Source organism: Proteiniphilum sp. (genome assembly GCF_034927365.1).
GTDB lineage: Bacteria > Bacteroidota > Bacteroidia > Bacteroidales > Dysgonomonadaceae > Proteiniphilum.
This window is the reverse complement of sequence record NZ_JAYFQD010000005.1, coordinates 56,558-76,849: the sequence shown is the minus strand read 5'-3', so window position 1 is coordinate 76,849 and position 20,292 is coordinate 56,558. Positions and strand designations below refer to the sequence as shown.

The following is a 20,292-nucleotide window of genomic DNA, read 5'->3' as shown; positions in this document are numbered from 1 at the left end:
CACAACTTCAAATGTAATTTTCACATTTATTTGAATAGCAGGTAAGTGATTATCTGCTATTTTTTTGGCTCAAAACTAAAACGACATAAAATGGGACAAGAAAATATATTCCGGAACCTCCGGCAATTCGAAAAGGAGTCGCTCTACTCCTTTCAGAACGAGCATGATGCTTGTGGAGTCGGCCTCGCAATGACATTGACGGGCGAGAAATCGCACGACATTGTGGAAAAAGGGCTGCAAGTGCTAGAGAACATGGTACACCGGGGTGCCGAAAGCTCCGACAATATCACCGGAGACGGGGCAGGGATACTGGTACAGATCCCGCATGAGTTTATTCTTCTGCAGGGAATTGCGGTTCCGGCAGAAGGAAGGTATGGCACAGGACTCGTCTTCCTGCCGAGGGAAGACGAGAAAATGGAATACTGCCTCTCCGTAATCAAGGAAAAAGCCTATGAAGAGGATCTCTCGCTCTTCCATGTCCGTGATCTGCCGGTCAACAGTAGTTGCCTCGGAGAGATTGCCCTTACCAACGAACCTGTGATCAAACAGTTGTTTGTCTCCGGCCATTTTCCGCCCAATGAACTGGAGAGAAAACTTTATATCCTGCGGAAAAGAGTGGAAAAAACGATCTATGCTTCTGAAATAGCCGAAGAAAGGAGTTTTTACATCGTAAGCCTCTCCACCCGGCAGATGATCTACAAGGGGATGTTGTCTTCGATACAACTCCGTCAATATTTTCCGGATCTCACCAATCCCAATTTCACCAGTCGCGTGGCATTAGTTCACTCCCGGTTCAGCACCAACACCTTCCCTACATGGGATCTGGCACAACCGTTCCGGATGCTGGCGCATAACGGCGAAATTAACACTATCCGTGGTAACCGCCAGTGGATGCAGAGCCGTGAAAGCGTATTACAATCGGACCTGTTCCCCGATATGAAGGAACTCTATCCTGTAGTACAGCCTAATATGAGCGACAGTGCCTCCATCGACAATGTACTGGAATTTCTGGTGATGTCTGGCAAATCACTCCCGCACGCCATGGCGATGCTGGTTCCGGAAAGTTTCAATGAGAAGAACCCAATTCCAGACGGAGTAAAAGCATTCTATGAATATCACAGCATGTTGATGGAACCTTGGGACGGTCCGGCGACACTTATCTTCAGTGACGGGCGGTATGCGGGAGGAATGCTCGACCGTAACGGATTGCGGCCGGCACGCTATACCATCACCCACAGCGGCATGATGATCATGGCTTCCGAGACAGGAACCCTCTCTTTCGACCCATCCGATATCAAACAGATGGGCCGGCTCAAACCGGGAAAGATGATGATGATCGACACGCTCACCGGCACCATCTATTCCGATGCAGAGTTAAAAGGAACATTGGCAGATGCTTTCCCCTACCGTGAATGGTTGAGTAGAAACTGCCTCAAACTGGATGATATCTCTTCAGGACGAAGCGTGAACAACAATGTAGCCAACTACGAAAATCTGTTGAAAGCATTTGGTTATTCAGTGGAAGATATCGATATCCTGATCAGGCCGATGGCGCTAGAAGGGAAAGAACCGGTTTCCTCCATGGGCAACGATGTGACGCTGGCAGCGTTATCCGACAAGCCACAACGGCTTTTCAACTATTTCCGGCAGCAGTTCGCACAGGTGACCAATCCTCCGATCGACCCGATCCGGGAAGAACTGGTGATGTCGCTGACCGGCTACTTGGGCGCAGTACACCAAAATATCCTTCAAGACATACCAGCACTATCGGGGATCGTGAAGGTAAAAAGCCCGATACTGACCAACACCCAGTTCGACATCCTGTTGAACCTGAGGTACAAAGGATTTTCCTCCGCTATTATCCCGATGCTATTCGACCCGAAAAACGGTGCGGAAGGGATGAAAAAGGCGATTGAACAGATGTGCGTTTCAATTGAAAAAGCAGTCGATGAAGGCAAGAATTATATCGTACTAAGCGACAGAGGCGTGGATGTGGATCATGCTCCTATCCCCTCGCTACTCGCCACTTCGGCTGTACATCACTACCTGGTGGAGAAACGCAAAAGGATGCAGATCGATATCGTGGTAGAGAGTGCCGAACCACGCGAAGTGATGCATTTCGCCCTGCTGTTCGGTTTTGGCGCCAACGCCATCAATCCCTATATGGTTTTCGCCATCATCGCAGAGAAAATAAAAGCGGGAGAGATCGCACTCGATCTCGCCACTGCCAAGAAGAACTATATCAAATCGGTCAATAAAGGTTTACTGAAAGTGCTTTCCAAGATGGGTAATTCCACTTTGAGAAGCTACCGCGGCGCACATATCTTCGAAGCGATCGGTATTTCCTCTTCCTTGTTGAACACCTACTTTGAAGGGACTTCTTCAAAAATAGAGGGGATCGATATTGAAGATGTCGCCTTGGAGGTACTGCAACCATTCTTCGAAGCGTTTTATAACGACGGCAGTGAACCCTTCCACCTCCAAAATCTCGGCAATTATGCATACAGGAACGATGGGGTGTATCACGCCTGGAACCCGGAAACTATCGCACGGTTGCAGATAGCCACCCGGACAAACAACTACTCTGTGTTCAAGGATTATACAGCGTTGGTGAACGACAAGGAAAAACCTGCTTTTATCCGCGACCTGCTCGATTACGAACGCAATCCCATCGATATTTCCGAAGTGGAACCGGCAGAAAACATCATGAAACGGTTCTGTACCGGAGCCATGTCCTATGGCTCTATCAGTAAGGAAGCTCATGAAGCAATGGCGATCGCGATGAATACCATCGGCGGGCGCAGCAATACCGGTGAAGGAGGTGAAGATCCGGAACGGTTCCACCCACAGGCGGATGGTCTGTCGCGTCGGAGTGCTATCAAACAAATCGCTTCCGGACGGTTCGGTGTCACTACAGAATACCTCGTCAATGCGGATGAACTACAGATCAAAATCGCTCAGGGAGCAAAACCTGGCGAAGGAGGACAGTTACCCGGATTTAAGGTGGACGAAATTATCGCACGCACACGTCATTCCATCCCGGGCATCACCCTGATCTCTCCCCCGCCCCACCACGATATTTACTCCATTGAGGACCTGGCACAGCTTGTCTTCGACCTCAAGAACGTAAACCCGAATGCCAAGATCAGCGTGAAACTGGTATCTGAAAGCGGTGTAGGTACGATCGCTGCCGGCGTAGCGAAAGCCAAAGCCGACCTGATCGTGATTAGCGGTGCCGAAGGTGGCACCGGCGCAAGTCCTTCAAGTTCTATCAAACACGCGGGATTGCCGTTAGAAATCGGTCTGGCGGAAACCCAGCAGACATTGGTAGCAAATAACCTGCGCGGAGTGGTCACCTTGCAGACCGACGGTCAACTGAAAACCGGGCGCGATATTATCATGGCTGCACTGCTCGGTGCCGAAGAATTCGGTTTCGCCACCAGCGCATTGATCGTACTGGGATGTGTGATGATGCGCAAATGCCACCTTAACACCTGTCCGGTGGGAGTTGCCACCCAAAACGAAGAATTGCGGCGGCGGTTCGTGGGACGACATGAATACCTCGTCAACTTCTTCCGCTTCCTGGCAGAAGACACCCGCGAACAACTGGCAGCAATGGGATTCAAGTCGCTCGACGAAGTAATCGGTCGGTCCGACCTGCTCAAGCGCAAACATTATCCGGAACTGCCCAAGACCGAAAAGGTGGATCTGGCAAAGATCACCTACTTCCCGAAAGAAGCAACCCAGCTTCCGATTAGAAAAATGACTATCCAACATCACAAGATCGATGATGTACTGGATCGTATGTTGATTTCCGAAGCGCTTCCGGCCATTGAACACCAACAGTCGGTCGGCGTCAAGGCGACCATCAAAAATACCGACAGAGCGGTCGGCGCCATGCTTTCAGGCACTATTGCCATGCGGTACGGACAAAAAGGGTTGCCGGAGCATACTATCTCGGCCTATTTTGAAGGATCGGCAGGACAGAGTTTCGGTGCCTTTTTGGCAGGAGGTATTACTTTCTATCTTCATGGCGATTGTAACGATTACCTCGGTAAAGGTTTGTCAGGAGGACGTATCATCGTCGCACCGCATAAAGGAAGTAACTTCCGGCCGGAAGAAAATATTATCTGCGGTAACACCTCACTCTATGGCGCCACTGCGGGCGAAGTGTTTATCAGCGGCATCGCGGGCGAGCGCTTCTGTGTAAGGAACTCGGGGGCTACTGCTGTGGTGGAAGGAGCCGGCGACCATTGCTGCGAATATATGACTGGCGGATGCACGGTCGTATTGGGCAGCACCGGAAGGAATTTCGCAGCCGGGATGAGCGGCGGCGTGGCCTATGTACTGGACGAGAAAGGCGATTTCGACTTTTACTGTAATATGGAAATGGTGGAGCTGACGCTCTTGGAAGAGATGTCCGACGTCAGGGAGTTGAAAAACCTCATCTCCAAACATGCCCAATATACCAACAGCGAGATTGCCAAACGTATCCTCGATAACTGGGAACTTTACGTGACTAAATTCATCAAAGTAGTACCTATTGAATACAAGAAAGTGCTACAGGAAAAGAAGATGGCGGCATTGAACGAAAAGATCGCCGTAGTCGAAAGAGATTATTAAAACTCTACGCCAAATCGGAAAGAGCATATTGCGAACTTTCCATGATTTGGATGCAAACAGAAAACAAGATGGGAAATCCAAAAGCATTTATGACGATCCCCCGGAAAGATGCCGGCTATCGTCCCGTAAGCGACAGAATATATGATTACAGCGAAGTAGAACAGACCCTCAACCGGGAAGACCGTAAGTTACAGGCATCACGGTGCATGGACTGCGGTATCCCTTTCTGCCACTGGTCTTGTCCCCTCGGCAACAAGATGCCCGAATGGCAGGATTTTATCTACAAAGGCGACTGGAAGAAGGGTGTCGACGTATTGATGGAGACCAACAACTTCCCCGAATTTACCGGTCGGGTTTGCCCCGCACCCTGCGAAAAATCGTGCGTACTGGCGCTTCACGAGGCGCCGGTAACCATACGTGAAAACGAGGCATCGGTCACCGAAGTAGCATTCAGGGAAGGAATGATCAAGGCCCATCCGCCGAAGCGAAGAACCGGTAAAAAAGTAGCTGTTATCGGCTCCGGTCCGGCAGGACTGGCTGCAGCACAGCAGTTGAACCGGAAAGGACATTCTGTCACCGTCTTCGAGAAGGATCATACCCCGGGCGGATTGCTCCGGTACGGTATTCCAAACTTCAAACTGGCCAAACAGGTGATCGACCGGCGACTGGCGTTGTTGATCGAAGAAGGCATTGAATTCAAGACCAATACGGAAGTAGGAAAGGATATCTCCGGAGCAGAGATCATGAGGGAATACGATGCTATCTGTCTGGCCGTAGGTGCGGGAAAACCGAGGAATATCACACCGGAAGGACGTGATTTGAAAGGAATCTATTTTGCCATGGATTTCCTGTCACAACAAATCCGTATCCTGCAGAAAGAAGAATCTGAGACTGCCGAAATAATTTCTGCAAAAGGAAAACATGTGCTGGTAATCGGTGGCGGTGATACCGGATCCGACTGCGTGGGTACATCGGTACGGCAGGGCGCTTTGAGTGTGACCCAGATCGAGATCATGCCCAAACCACCTAAGGGGCATAACCCGGCAACTCCTTGGCCGAGTCCCTATCCGCAGGTATTAAAAACGTCCTCTTCCCACGAAGAAGGCTGCGAACGCCGATGGCTTCTCAACACACTGAAGTTCAGCGGGGAAAACGGGCAGGTAAAAGAGGCGCTGGTAGAAGAAGTAAGTTGGGAAAAAGATGCGAACGGTCGTTTCAGTATGGTTCCCACCGGCAAGCAAGAGGTTTTAAAGGCTGATCTGGTATTACTCGCGCTCGGCTTTGTCCACCCCGTCCAGGAAGGATTGCTCAATGAATTGGGCGTCAATTACGATGTACGCGGGAATGTGGCTGTCGACAAACAGCATCAAAGCTCCATCGACAAAGTCTTCGCCACCGGCGACGCCGTGATGGGCGCAAGCCTAGTGGTAAAAGCCATCGCTTCGGGCAGAAAGACCGCGGAGAATATACATAAGATGCTTATGCCGCAAGAGAACCGTCTCTTCACCGTATCATCCCAAGCCTCCCTCCTATCAAGATAACATCCATTATTCAATCATCAAAAACAGCGAACAATATGTGTGGAATAGTCTGTACATTCAATATAAAGAGACCGGAAGAACAGTTGCGCCCCCAATTACTGAAAATGTCGCGTAAATTGCGTCATCGTGGACCTGACTGGTCGGGTATCTTCTCCTCCGACAAAGCGATCATGGCACATGAACGCCTATCAATTATCGATCCCGCATCGGGGAAACAACCGCTTTACAGTAAGGATGGTAAACTGGTGCTGGCAGTGAACGGCGAAATATACAACCACCGCGAGATCCGGAAACAATATGAAGGCAAGTATGAATTCCTTACCCAGTCTGATTGCGAAGTGATCCTGGCATTGTATCGGGACAAGGGAACCGCCTTTTTGGATGACCTGAACGGTATCTTTGCCTTTGCCCTGTACGACACCGAAAGAGATGTTTTTCTCATCGGACGGGACCATATCGGGATTATCCCTCTCTATCAGGGATGGGATCGGGACGGTGCCTATTATGTGGCATCCGAATTGAAAGCATTGGAGGGATATTGTAACACCATTGAAGAATTCCCGGCCGGACATTATTATTACAGCGCCGATGATCAACCGTATCAATGGTACACCCGTGAATGGACAGAATATGACAATGTGAAAGAGAATGTGTCGGATATACAAGTGCTGAAACAAGCGCTGGAAGACGCAGTACAACGCCAGATGATGAGTGATGTACCTTACGGGGTACTGCTTTCAGGGGGTCTCGACTCCTCCATCATCTCCGCCATCGCCAAGAAATTCGCTGCGAAAAGGGTGGAAAGCGACAATAGTGAGGATGCCTGGTGGCCCCAACTACATTCCTTCGCCATCGGCCTGGAAGGATCACCCGACCTGGTAGCAGCAAGGAAAGTCGCAAACCATATCGGGTCGGTACATCACGAGCTCCATTACACCATCCAGGAAGGGATCGATGCCATCCGCGATGTGATCTATCATATCGAGACCTATGACGTGACGACAGTTCGCGCCAGTACGCCAATGTATCTCATTGCCCGCTTTATCAAGTCGATGGGGGTGAAGATGGTACTTTCCGGCGAAGGCGCCGATGAGATCTTCGGAGGATACCTTTATTTCCACAAAGCCCCCAATGCAGAAGAGTTCCATAAGGAAACCGTCCGGAAACTAAGTAAACTGCACCAATACGACTGCCTCCGTGCCAACAAATCGCTCGCATCGTGGGGAGTGGAAGGACGTGTGCCTTTCCTAGACAAGGAATTTATGGATGTAGCCATGCGTCTCAATCCGAAAGATAAGATGGCAGGGAACGGAAAAATTGAAAAGTATATCCTGCGGCAGGCGTTTGCAGAGTATCTTCCCGAAGAAGTAGCCTGGCGGCAGAAAGAGCAATTCTCCGACGGCGTGGGGTATAGCTGGATTGATACATTAAAAGAGATGGCTGCACACGAAGTGACGGACGAGCAGATGGCCAACGTGCATCATCGTTTTCCCATCAATCCGCCATTGACAAAAGAGGAATATATGTACCGCTGTATCTATTCTGACCTCTTCCCATCGGACAGCGCGGCAAAGTGTGTGCCATCGGTACCGTCGGTTGCATGCAGCACGCCTGTCGCTTTGGAATGGGATGAACAATTCAAAAAAAATGCCGACCCCTCAGGTAGAGCGGTCGGCCAGGTACATGAACACGGGTATCTGCAGGTGCATTAAGCATTTGGGAAACCCGGCTTTATACTAAATGCGGATTAAACATATTCATCACCGTAACGGAATTTCACATCCGTCACGAAATGTTTGATCCGCTGTTCTTCGCTTTTCTTACAGATCATCAACACATTATCCGACTCAGCCACTATATAACCATCGAGGCCTTGTAAGACGACCAGTTTGTCCTCACTCATCGCAACGACATTATCGGTACTCTCCACGAACAGGGTTTTGCAGTGCAGACTGGCATTATCTTCCCCATCCTTATCCGATACTTCATGTAGGGCGCCCCAGGCTCCCAAATCGCTCCATCCGAAATTGGAGATATTCACATAGACGTTATCCGCTTTTTCCAGGATACCGTAATCGATGGAAATATTGGGACAGAACGGAAAACTGGCATCGACGAATTTTTTCTCTTCGGGCGTGTTGAACAGATCTTTTCCCTCGCTGAATTTCTGGTTGATATCCGGAAGATACTTCCTGAAAGCATCCAAAATGGTATTGACATTCCATAGGAAGATACCGGAATTCCACACGAACTCGCCACTATCGACAAATTTCCGGGCCAGTTCCAGATTGGGTTTTTCAGTAAACGCCTTTACTTTGTGAATCCCGTTTGTCTCCTCCTCACTCACCTGAATATAACCATAGCCTGTTTCGGGGCGACTCGGTTTAATTCCCAGCGTCAATAAGACTGGATTTCTGTTCACAAAATCCAAACCCTTCTGAATATCCGCCACGAACTCATCCGTATTCACGATCAGGTGATCCGAAGGAGCCACGACTATATTAGCATCCGGGTCGATCGCATTTATCCTGAAAGAAGCATAAGCAATGGCAGGAGCGGTATTTCGCCTGATCGGCTCCAGCAGTAGCTGTTTATCTTTCAGTTCGGGCAACTGCCTCTTTGTCATTTCAGCATATGCATCGTTAGTCACAATGTATATGTTCTCTACCGGAACGATCTGTTTAAACCGGTCGAAAGTGCTCTGCAATAACGACCGTCCCGTCCCAAAGAAATCAAGAAACTGTTTGGGTTTTCCCTCCTTACTGAAGGGCCAGAAGCGGCTTCCTACTCCACCGCTCATGATGACGCAATAATTATGATTGTTTCTCATTACTAAGATTATATATGTATATTAAATAAAATTCAAGTTGGTTCATACCTGCCATTTTAGAAGTGCTTATTAGTTAAATAACATCCCTTCTCAACAATTTGTTTATGATCCCCGCAATTTCGTCCTTAAAGATACAAAACAAAACTGAAACAGCATCGAAAGTGATCGGAAACATCCCCATCTTCATCACCTTAGAGAGAAAAAGTGCAGAACTGCACAAATTCCGCAAAAAAGAATGGCAACTTATTTTAAAATACCAAAAATATATGTACTTTTGCATTCACTTTTTGGAAATGCCCAGATGGCGGAATTGGTAGACGCGCTGGTCTCAAACACCAGTGGATTCACTTCCATGCCGGTTCGATCCCGGCTCTGGGTACTCGTCAATTCAAGCTCTAACTGAAAACTAATCAGTTAGGGCTTTTCTTTTGAAAATTTCCCCATATTTTCCCCACATCTGCAAAAATAAAAGGTCTCAGAATTATTTTTTTTAACTAATCTGCCGTCTTTTAGCCACTCGAAAATAAAATTTTCCCACAAAATTGAAGCAATCGTGATGTTAATTACAAGAAAACTCAATACGATTTATCCAAAGACCGATGGCAGAATTGCGAACAAGTTCGAACAATTTTTACCAACCATCTTTGTTTTTATTCTGGTCACGGCATATCGTTTGTTTTAAAGCTCCATTCCTCTCCGTTCCATTTTGTTTAAAACAAACGGAAAGCCGAATCGAATTTCCATAATTTCTTCCCTTTTTATCAAAGCGTACTGAAGTCGGGGTACATTTTGATTTTTTCGTGTGCAAAGGTAATTTCTGTTGAAACCATCCAAGGTCAAGTGCTTTGCGTTTGAAAGAAAATCTTCCTATTTCCCTTACCAGTTTATCCGGGCGAGCGTATTTTATTGGGGGAAAACTTGACTACCCTATTCCCTGCAGCGAAAAGCCCTTAAAAAATTAAATAACCGGCGGAAGTGCTGGCAAAAAAAGTCAGATTATGGAAAATTTATCAGAAGCATTGGTTTATGTAGGTACTTACTCCAAATATAACAACGGTTCCCTTTCCGGGAAGTGGTTAGATCTTTCGGATTATTCCGATAAAGAAGAATTTTACGAAACTTGCCAGGAATTACATGGCGACGAAACGGATGCCGAATATATGTTTCAGGATTGGGAAAATATTCCGTCAGGATTAATCGGTGAAAGTTGGATTTCTGACCACATTCTCGATGTGATTGAAGCTGTTTCATATTTGAACGGAAACGAACAGGAAGCCTTTTATATTTGGCTTTACGACAGAGGTTACGACATAGACACTGACATATAAAGTTCGACAAATTGAATCCCGAATGCCGTTAAGATAAAATCAATAACACACAAAAAGAAAGGAATACCGAAGACGATATAATAGGTTTCGGCGTGTTTCTTTATTGATTTGGATAACAGAACAGATATTACGGTAAAAACGGTTACCGATGTTATTAATGGTATATAATCCATCAAAAGGTTCAAAAGATCTATTAATAATCTCACCATAACTCTTGAATTTAATATGAATACGACCTGAGTTTCCTAAATAAAAGTTTAAATAAGCGAAGGAGCGATCATGATAAAACATGACCGGCCCCTTTCTTTAGAAATCTGTACGTAATAAATAATGTTTATCAGAATTTATAGGTTACAATACCGGCAAAATTGAATGGGGTAATCCGGTCAATATTGACCGTCCTGTAAGCATCATATCCTTTTGCATCGAATATATTGTTGAACAGAAGTTGTAAATTCCATTTGTCTTTAACCGGATAAGCCAATTGGGCGTTTACAATAGTATATGCTTTGTTATACCAGGGTTTCAACATCGGTTGGATATCGTGAAAATCTGAGCCTTCTTTTGTCCAATCATTATAGGGCCGTTTTCCTAAGTGATAAACCCCTGCGCCGATACTCAATCCCTTCAGTGACCCTGAGTCGACAATATAATTCGCCCATGCATTGAATGTATGTTTTGGAGTATTGTTAGGTGACGAATTTTCGACGAAAGTAGTACTTTCTTTGTATTTCGCATCAATATAAGCATAACCGGTTATTATCTCCAGGTTTTCCAATATCCGTCCTGACAATTCGACTTCTATGCCTTTTCGTTCATCGTTACCTCCCTGGATGTTATAGTCTTTGTATTCGAGGAAGCCAGTTTCGGGATTCCGTTCGACGGCCTGCATGATCATGTTTTTATTATTGATCAGGTATCCGGTAACGTTAAAACGCAAACGGTGGTCGAACCATTCCGATTTGATACCTACTTCGAACTGGTTGCTGTGCTCGTCGTCCAATTCGTTTCCATCCTTGTCCAAACCGTTCCGCCCAAATTTCCAGGCCGAATGTGTATTATTCGTGTATGACCCGAAAATATTGATATTGCGTGTGGCGGAAATCATGAATCCGGCTAACGGGTTTATGAAAGTTGAGCGGTAATCATTGGCGCCGGTTGTTGCTTCACTTGTGCTTTCCACCCGCGTAAGGCGCAATGCACCGTAAATTTTGGCCCAATCGGTAAGGCTGATCACATCCTGCACGATGATGCCGAAGTTTCTTGTCGTACGGTTGGAGAGGAGGTCAAGGGTAAAATTAGGGCTTGTCCGCCCTGGTAATGCCAGTTTATTTGATACCGGTTTCCGTATATCGATCGTATCGATGGCGATTGACGCTCCCGGCCCCCGTCTGGGAGCGCTTTTGGCACTCATGTTCAACCGGCTGTAATCCATACCGATCATGAATGTGTGTTTCAGTGCGCCTGTCGCCAGATCTTTGCCGATCAGGTCTAACTGGATTGTATTGTTTTTTTCGGTTCGTTCACCCGAACTTCCGATGGCGCGCGCGAAGATGTTATTTGTATCTCTGTTGTCGGGATGATCCCGCACCGGACTCAATTGGCTGGCTACTCCCGAAACATCCAGTTTATTCGTGACAAAAGCAGCCCTCAAATATAATTTATCCGTCAAATCGCGTTTGATCCTTACTCCGTAACTCAATGTTTTCACAAATTGCCGGTCCGTGTCAAATCCAAGGAATTTATCCTTTGGCATCTCGTATATGCGGTTGGTTTCATTGGTCGGATCCAGGTTCACCGTACCTACATCGGCTGTCCGGCTGTCATCCAGATAGTCCAATTCCAGTATGATAGACGTTTTACTGTCCGGTTGCCATGCCAGGGACGGATTGATGAAGAATTTCTCAATCCCTATATTCTGAATCCTGCGGTAGTCTCTCGAATTGTCATAACCGCCGTTCACCCTTATGGCCGTATTCCTGTTAAGTACTTGCTGGACGTCGAAAGTAGGCCGGTATTGCCCGAATGAACCGATACGGAACGCTACTTCCCCCTTATTTTCGAAATGAGGCGTTTTGGATACTACATTGATAATACCGCCGGGACTTCCCAGGTCGGTGGCAGCTCCCATCGTAACGGCACTGGAACCCTTCAGCACCTGTATGCTTTCCACGCTCTGCATGTCGTTTATAAATCCGTAGCCCCGTTGATCGCTATGCAGGCGCACCCCGTTTTTGTAAATAGGTATCCCCCTGAAACCCCTTGATGAAATACTTTGAGACGTATTCCCATAAGTGGCATAGGTATATACCCCGGGAACATTTCTGGTTGCCTCGATCAGTGTCTGGTTATCCTGCTGCTTGATCAACTTGTCGGAAATGACGGAAATTGTCTGAATCTGCTCCTTCGGCAGCAAAGGCATACGGGTGATAAACTCAAGTCCTTCGGGTTGTTTACCCCTTACACCGAACACTTCTACTTCCTGAAGGGAGATCGTTTTCGACTGAAGTATAATATTCACATATTCAGGTTTTTTCTGTCTAACCGAAACGGATACGCTGTTATTTTTGTATCCAAGCGAAGATACTGTAATTGTATAATCACCATAGGGAACGGATTTGAATGCAAAAGTCCCGTCAGGCTTTGTTGTTATGGTGAGATCAATTTTGTCTAAAAAGACGACTGCGCCGGTAACCGGCTGGTTATCTATGTCTTTTACTGCTCCCGAAATACTGGACACACTTTCTTGTGCGAAAAAATGTCCGCTTACTAACAGTAAAAATAAACACATAATTATTCTATTACTCATAATTTAAATTTTACTTGAATTAAAAAAACAGTACAAAGGTATCTGTTAGAAAATATGGTTTACTTATACTATTTACACCTTCACTTTAACAAAATGGGTTTTGTTCAATATCTGTGTTTTTATTAAGGGGGAATCCTCAGCTATCTTATTACTTTGTTTTACAATATATTTATTTTAAAAAAAATATATCAAAAGTCAATAGATTGTTATTCGGTTAAATCACTGAATTTTTTTAAAGACAGGATTATCATTTAAATCATTTAGAAATGTATATTATATGCTTTTGGGTATAATTCTCTTTTTATGTTTTAGACGATTTGTATTCTTCAGGGGTTAGACAAGTATGTTTTTTAAAAAACCGTGTAAAATAGGATGGCTCATTAAATCCTAATTGATAAGAGATTTCTTTTAAAGAACATTGGCCGAACATTATTTCCCTCTTGATTTCGGAAACTAACCGTTCCTGCAGCAATTGCTTCACTGTTTTCCCCACAGAAGTTTTTGTGAGTTCATTTACCCTTTTTTTTGAAACAGACAAACAATCCGCATAAAAAGCACAATCTTTATGTTCGACATAATGCTGCTCTATCAAGTCGAGTAACTGTAAGATGCGGAGATCATTTACGTTTTTCGATTCATTTATAACCATAAACGGACATACCTGGAAAAAGAATGCTTTCAAATATATATCCATTAATTGATATCGGTTTTTATTCCGATATTCGTTCACAATCAATTGAACCAAACCACTGATCGCCTGCATTACGGTTGAATTAAGGGAAGAACTCATGGGAACGAATGGCGCTCTTTGGAGTTTAGGCGTACTTGTTGAAAAGAAGAAATCTTTAGAAAGGGATATTCCCCATCCTTTTTTGTTTGCAGGACGCATTGAATGGATTTGTCCCGGTAAAATTATATAAACCCTCTCTTCGAGAATTGGAAATTGCTTTGTATCAATAAATATTTGTCCGTTTTCTGCGATATTGTCAAATAGAAGGATTTGATAAAAATCATGGCGATGAAAAGATTCAAAATAAAACTCTTCCGCATCTTCAATTCTTAAAATATGGACAAAATCATCATTACTGAATGTATGTAATGGAATTATATTTTCATTCATTAAATTAAAAGCGAATTTTGGTCGACAAATATAAAGGATACTTTTTTTTAAGTCAATACCTAAAAATGGGGATATTTTATTTGAGATTTATCACTTATTATGATTTGACGATTCAGATACCTCCTGTCAACACTTCAATGCCCAATTTATCCGTTTCAGTAATAATCCTTTGTGGTGGTTTGGCCTGAAAATTTTATTGGGACTAACTTTGCGTCGTAAAAAAGAGGTTCTCAGATCGATAAAATTTTCGATTATCGGTTTATTGGTAAAACGTTTTGTGTCGGGACAAAGAGTTGAGTGAGAAAAAGTTAGAAAACCATAGGTTTAATTTTAAGATATTTACAATCAAAAGTTAACAGAATATGAACTTAAAGAAACTAATTTACAACATATTATTGCTTCTTTTTGTTGGGTTTTACAGTTGTAATCCCAAAGCAAATCAGGAGCATGCCGGGACAAAGGAATTGCCGGTTATTACTCTTCAACGGGATTCAATGATCATAAACACCGATTATCCCGCGCGTATTGAAGGGAAAGTAAACGTGGATATTCGCGCGCAGGTAGAAGGGTATATCAGCAAGATCTATGTGGAAGAGGGCGCTTTTGTAAAAGCTGGCGCAAATCTGTTTAAAATAGACGACCGTACATATCTGGAACAGTTAAATACGGCAGAAGCCAATCTGAGGGCGGCAAATGCAGCTTTAAGCAATGCCCGGCTGGAAGTGGAAAAATACAGCCTGTTGAGCAGTAGCAATGTGACTTCCGATTTCCAGTTACGTACAGCCCAGGCACAATATGAAAGCGCTTTAGCCAATGTTGAACAACAAAAAGCGGCGGTGGAAACCGCAAAGATAAATCTCGGTTTCACATTAGTGAAATCGCCTGTCAGCGGCTATATCGGGAGAATACCCAAACGTATAGGGAATCTTGTATCACGTGGTGATGTACAACCCTTGACTACTTTGTCGGACATCAGCCAGGTATATGCCTATTTCTCAATGAGTGAAACGGATTTTCTGGCTTTTAACCAGTTGTACCAGGGTAAAACCATAGAAGAGAAAATTAAAAACATGTCGCAGGTAACACTTGTTTTGGCAGACGGAAGCATATATCCTCAACCCGGAAAGATAGAAATGATAAACGGAGAGTTTGATGTCAATACGGGGGCAATCAGTATCCGTGCGACATTCGACAACCCTAGCTTGCTTTTGCGTACGGGTAATACGGGACGTATTATTGTCCCGAGGATCGAAAATAATGTTTTCGCTATCCCGGTACTTTCTACTATGGATGTGCAAGGCAAAATATTTGCAATCCGTTTAACCCAAGACAATCGCGCAGAGCGTATCCCGTTGAACATCGCAGGCAAAGAAGGCGATTATTATATTGTGAGGACAGGATTGAAAGAAGGCGATAAAATTGTTTCTCAAGAAATCGGCACAATTGTAGAGGGAGAAGTAATAACCCCTAAGATGAACTAAACATGTTACAAAAAATAATAAACAGACCGGTTCTTGCCACAGTTGCATCTATCATTATCATACTATTGGGCCTTCTAGGGCTTAACAGGCTTCCAAGTTCGTTATTCCCGGATGTAGCGCCGCCGACAGTGTTTGTGTTCGGTTCTTATCCCGGAGGAAACAGTGAAAGCGTAACGCGTTCGGTTATCATACCTTTGGAAGAAGCGATAAACGGGGTGGAAGGAATGGATTATATTTCCTCATCGGCATCAAGCGACGGTAGCTTTACCATTGAAATTATATTCAAGCTCGGCACAGATCCCGACCAGGCAGCCGTAAATGTCCAGAACCGTGTGGCGCAGGCAAACAGCCAAATGCCTTCGGAAGTATTGCAAGCCGGCATTACTACGGTTAAGCGTCAGAACAGCAATATAATGATGTTCAACCTCAAAAGTAATGATGAGACGAAGTATGATGAACTTTTCCTTCAGAACTATGCACAGATAAACATAATACCCGCCTTAAAGAGGGTAAAGGGTGTGGGTAATGTGATGGTTTTCGGTGTGAAAAATTACGCGATACGTGTTTGGCTGAATCCTCAGAAATTAACGGTGAATAATCTTACACCAGGCGATGTCGAGGCGGCAATACAAAATGCCAGTTTTGAAGCTTCCCCGGGTAAGTTAGGGGCGGAATCGAATGCCCCCATGCAATATACCATTAAATATAAAGGGAAATTCAACACGGCGGAACAATTTGAAAAAATTGTGATCAAATCGAATTCAGACGGTGCTACACTTCGCGTAAGGGATATTGCCCGGGTCGAATTCGGAGCGTCGTTTTATGATAGCGATAATAAAGAAAACGGGATGCCTGCGACAACCATTGCCATTCAACAAACAAGCGGCTCCAATGCGAATGCCATCGAAACGGAAATACGGGGTTTGTTGACAACAATGAGCAAAGATTTTCCCGAAGGTATGGACTATTACATAATGCAAAGCACCAAAGATCGGTTGGACAGTGCAACCTCCCAGTTTATCAGGACATTGTTGGAAACGTTCTTACTGGTTGTCTTGGTTATCTTTGTCTTCCTCCAGGATTTCCGTTCTACCCTGATCCCCACTATTGCAATCCCCGTATCGGTCATCGGTTCTTTTTTCTTCTTGTTCTTATTCGGATTTTCCATCAACGTGCTGACACTTTTTGCTTTGATCCTTGCGGTTGTCATTGTAGTTGATGACGCAATAGTCGTGGTGGAAGCAGTATATAGTAAAGTTGAAAGGGGAATGGACGGCAAGACCGCAACCAAAGAGGCCATGCGTGAAATTACGGGAGTGATTGTCTCTACCACTTTGGTTATGGTTGCCGTGTTTTTGCCGATCGGATTCATGGGAGGAACATCCGGTGTCTTTTATAAACAATTCGCCTTTACGCTGCTTGCGGCAATTATCATCTCTGCCTTTAATGCATTGACGTTAAGCCCGGCAATGAGTGCATTGGTTTTGAAAGGCAACAAGGTAGAACGGAGCGGATACTATAAAATAAAGGATAATATTTTTCGCGTATTCAATGTGAATTTTGAAGCATTAAGGAATAAATACAGTACACTGGTAATCTTCACCTCCAAACATAAAACCGGAATGATGCTGGCGCTTGTCGCCATAATAGCGGTAGCGTTCTGGTTGATGAACAGGGCGCCTAAAGACTTTATCCCCGGGGAAGACGACGGCTTCATGGTCTATGCTTTAACGCTTCCTTCCGGCACAAACCTGCAATACACAACAGATGTCATAACGAGGATTGACAGCGTTTTAAAAGAGATGCCCGAAGTAGATATCGTAACCAGTGTATCCGGATTCGGCATGTTGAGCGGTAACTCAGGTTCTTCTTACGGTACAGGCTTCATACGCCTGAAATCCCCTAAGGAAAGAGGAGAGATAAAGGATATGAACAGGATAATTGAAGCCATGTACAGGCGGTTGGAACCTGTGAGGATAGGCGAGCTTTTCCTGTTCCGCCAGCCTCCCGTTGAAGGATTTGGGAATGTTACCGGCTCTGAGATGATTGTGCAGGATAAATTGGGAGGGGAATTAGACCAGTTCAGCCAGATAACCCAGGAACTTATTTCAAAATTGAATGCCGATCCGGCTATATCCGTATCATTTACTTCATTTAAAACCGATTACCCTCAATTTGAGGTGGAGGTAGATGAGGACAAGACCTATCAGTTGGGTACGACGCCACGGGATGTATTAAATACCCTGCAGTTATTTTACGGCGGTAGCCAGGCTAGCGATTTCACCCGGTTCGGGAAATTTTATCGTGTCAATATAAAGGCCGAAGGGCAATTCCGCATGGATGAAGAATCATTGAGCCAGGTGTTTGTGAAAAGTGCGCAGGGAGATATGATTCCCGTCGGTACATTAGTCAAATTAATGAAAGTATATGGTCCCGAATCCGTACGACGTTATAATTTGTATAACAGTATCTCGGTGAATATACTTCCGGCGATCGGCTATAGTAACGGCCAATCGATGGATGCGGCGGAAGAAATTGCTAAAACGCTACCCACCGGGTTTGGGTATGAATGGACGGGATTGAGTAAGGAAGAGAAGGAATCATCCAACCAGATACTTTTTGTTTTGGCACTTAGTATCCTGTTTGTCTATTTATTACTATCCGCCCAATATGAGAGTTATATACTCCCCCTGGCTGTGATCTTTTCTGTTCCTACCGGTTTGTTGGGCGTATATTCGGCAATAGGGTTAGCAAGTATATCCAACAATATTTATGTGCAAATCGGATTAATTATGTTGATAGGGCTGTTGTCCAAAAATGCCATCCTGATTGTTGAATTTGCCCTTCAGGCACGTAAAAAAGGCATGTCAATTACCCAGGCTGCATTCGAAGGGGCAAAACAAAGGTTCAGGCCGATCCTGATGACTTCTTTAGCTTCAATTATAGGACTGATCCCTCTGTTATTTGTGTCCGGCCCGACTGCCGTAGGAAACCACTCCATCGGTTTTACGGCAATTTTTGGCCTGCTCGTGGGAGTCGTGATTGGTTTAATATTTATACCTGTTTTGTTTATTTTATTCCGACAATTGCATGAAAAAATTGCAGGAAGTAAACATCACGGCGGTAAAATTTTGGCAACTAATAATGATTGATCGATGAAACTCAAATATGTTATTTATATCTTCCTTACCGGAGTATTTTTTTCCTGTTCTATAGGGAAGAACTATCAGCGTCCCAACCTGGACTTACCCGGCACATTCAGGAACAATGCCTTGGTGGAAATGGAAAAAGATACCGTTATCCACCCTCCCCACGGCTTCTTCAGGAATATAGGCTTGTTAGCATTGCTTGATACGGCATTTTTAAGAAACAGCGATTTGCTGGTTGCCGTAAAAAATATAGAGTCGGCAGCATGGAGTTTAAAAGCAGCTAAGTTGGACTTTTTCCCTGAAATTAACGCCCGGTTAAACGGGACTTACAACAGGGCATCCGAAAACAGCGCTATCGGGCAAACCGGACAAGAGTTAAGCTCCGAAGACTATAACCTATCCGCCGCATTAACCTGGGATGTCGATATATGGGGAAAAATAAGGCGCGGTAAAGAAGAGGCTGTCTCGAATTATTTGCAGACATCGGAGGCGAGGAAAGCCGTACAGACAAAATTAGTCTTCGATATAGCACAGGGATATTATAATTTATTGATGCTGGATGAACAACTGGATATTGCGGTAAGGAGCAGGGAGTTGACAGACAGCACGTTGTTTATTGTCCGCCTGCAATATGAGGTTAACGATGCAAACTTATTGGGAATCAAACAGATTGAAGCGCAATTACAGCAAAACAATCTGCTGATTTCCCAGATTGAACAAAGTATTTTTGCGCAGGAAAACGCATTGAGCCTGCTTTGCGGCAATTATGCCGGCCATATTGAACGAAGCTGGGATAAGGAAGATGAGTTTCATAAGATACCCCCGGAAGGTTATCCTGCTTCGGTCTTGATTGCACGGCCCGACATCAGGGCCGCAGAATTAGCATTGAGGGCCGCGAATGCCAGGGTCGGTATTGCACAAGCCTCCATGTTCCCGGCATTGAATATTTCTTTAACCGGAGGATTGAACAGCCTGACGACAAGCGATTGGTTTTCGACGCCTGCTTCCTTGTTCGGAACGGTCGCCGGAGGACTGGTGCAACCTGTTTTCAACCGGGGGAGGTTGAAGGCCAACTACGAACAAGCAAAAATTGAAAGGGAGAAAGCGGTGGTCAATTTCCGCCAGAAAGTACTGGAGGGCTATTCGCAAGTCTCGGATGCGCTGCAAAACAGGATGGAAAATGAAAACCAGTATACTTTTGCGCTAAAAAGAGAAGAAGCACTGGAAGAAGGGGTACGGTCCGCCAATATAATGTTCAAAGCAGGTGTGGCCAATTATTTAGATGTAATATCGGTTCAATCCAATTATTTACAGGCCCGCCTGGAAACAACAAGATTATACACGAACAAAGCCCTATCGAATGTAGAGGTATACTATTCATTAGGCGGTGGCTGGGAGTGACTATTTTCTA

At 45.0% G+C, this 20,292-nt stretch carries 9 protein-coding genes, 1 tRNA gene and 1 pseudogene; 8 read left to right on the top strand and 3 right to left on the bottom strand.

Annotation, left to right across the window (positions count from 1 at the left end; translation table 11 throughout):
- The first annotated feature begins 90 nt into the window (after nt 1-90).
- The 3 genes from gltB (at nt 91) to asnB (ending at nt 7,876) form a co-directional block, all read left to right on the top strand.
- Complete coding sequence (gltB, locus tag VB073_RS02375; RefSeq protein WP_323402543.1) at nt 91-4,623, top strand: glutamate synthase large subunit; 4,533 nt, start codon at nt 91-93, stop codon at nt 4,621-4,623.
- Between the two features lie 68 nt (nt 4,624-4,691).
- Complete coding sequence (locus tag VB073_RS02370) at nt 4,692-6,164, top strand: glutamate synthase subunit beta (RefSeq protein ID WP_323402542.1); 1,473 nt, start codon at nt 4,692-4,694, stop codon at nt 6,162-6,164.
- A 35-nt stretch (nt 6,165-6,199) separates the two neighbouring features.
- Nucleotides 6,200-7,876 carry an asparagine synthase B gene (asnB, locus tag VB073_RS02365; RefSeq protein ID WP_323402541.1) on the top strand — a complete coding sequence of 559 codons (1,677 nt, stop codon included), beginning with the start codon at nt 6,200-6,202 and terminating at the stop codon, nt 7,874-7,876.
- Nucleotides 7,877-7,911: 35 nt separating this feature from the next.
- Here the strand turns inward: asnB and VB073_RS02360 are convergent, their stop codons facing one another.
- Nucleotides 7,912-8,994 (bottom strand): mannose-1-phosphate guanylyltransferase, encoded by a 1,083-nt coding sequence (locus tag VB073_RS02360; protein ID WP_323402540.1) that lies wholly within the window; start codon nt 8,992-8,994, stop codon nt 7,912-7,914.
- Between the two features lie 295 nt (nt 8,995-9,289).
- On the opposite strand from VB073_RS02360, the gene VB073_RS02355 reads away from it, so the two are divergent.
- A tRNA-Leu gene (locus VB073_RS02355) sits at nt 9,290-9,373 on the top strand.
- A gap of 619 nt (nt 9,374-9,992) precedes the next feature.
- A pseudogene (locus tag VB073_RS02350) lies at nt 9,993-10,316 on the top strand (antirestriction protein ArdA); the annotation flags it as partial.
- Nucleotides 10,317-10,659: 343 nt separating this feature from the next.
- Here VB073_RS02350 and VB073_RS02345 read toward each other — a convergent pair.
- Nucleotides 10,660-13,113, bottom strand: a complete 2,454-nt coding sequence (locus tag VB073_RS02345; protein ID WP_323402539.1) for a TonB-dependent receptor — start codon at nt 13,111-13,113, stop codon at nt 10,660-10,662.
- 319 nt (nt 13,114-13,432) lie between these two features.
- Nucleotides 13,433-14,251 carry an AraC family transcriptional regulator gene (locus tag VB073_RS02340; RefSeq protein WP_323402538.1) on the bottom strand — a complete coding sequence of 273 codons (819 nt, stop codon included), beginning with the start codon at nt 14,249-14,251 and terminating at the stop codon, nt 13,433-13,435.
- Between the two features lie 362 nt (nt 14,252-14,613).
- On the opposite strand from VB073_RS02340, the gene VB073_RS02335 reads away from it, so the two are divergent.
- The 3 genes from VB073_RS02335 to VB073_RS02325 are packed head-to-tail and all read left to right on the top strand — an operon-like array spanning nt 14,614 to nt 20,282.
- Nucleotides 14,614-15,732, top strand: a complete 1,119-nt coding sequence (locus tag VB073_RS02335) for an efflux RND transporter periplasmic adaptor subunit (RefSeq protein ID WP_323402537.1) — start codon at nt 14,614-14,616, stop codon at nt 15,730-15,732.
- A gap of 2 nt (nt 15,733-15,734) precedes the next feature.
- Entirely contained in the window at nt 15,735-18,884 is a 3,150-nt protein-coding gene (locus tag VB073_RS02330) for an efflux RND transporter permease subunit (RefSeq protein WP_323402536.1), read from the top strand.
- A gap of 3 nt (nt 18,885-18,887) precedes the next feature.
- Nucleotides 18,888-20,282, top strand: a complete 1,395-nt coding sequence (locus VB073_RS02325) for a TolC family protein (RefSeq protein ID WP_323402535.1) — start codon at nt 18,888-18,890, stop codon at nt 20,280-20,282.
- Nucleotides 20,283-20,292: the final 10 nt, after the last annotated feature.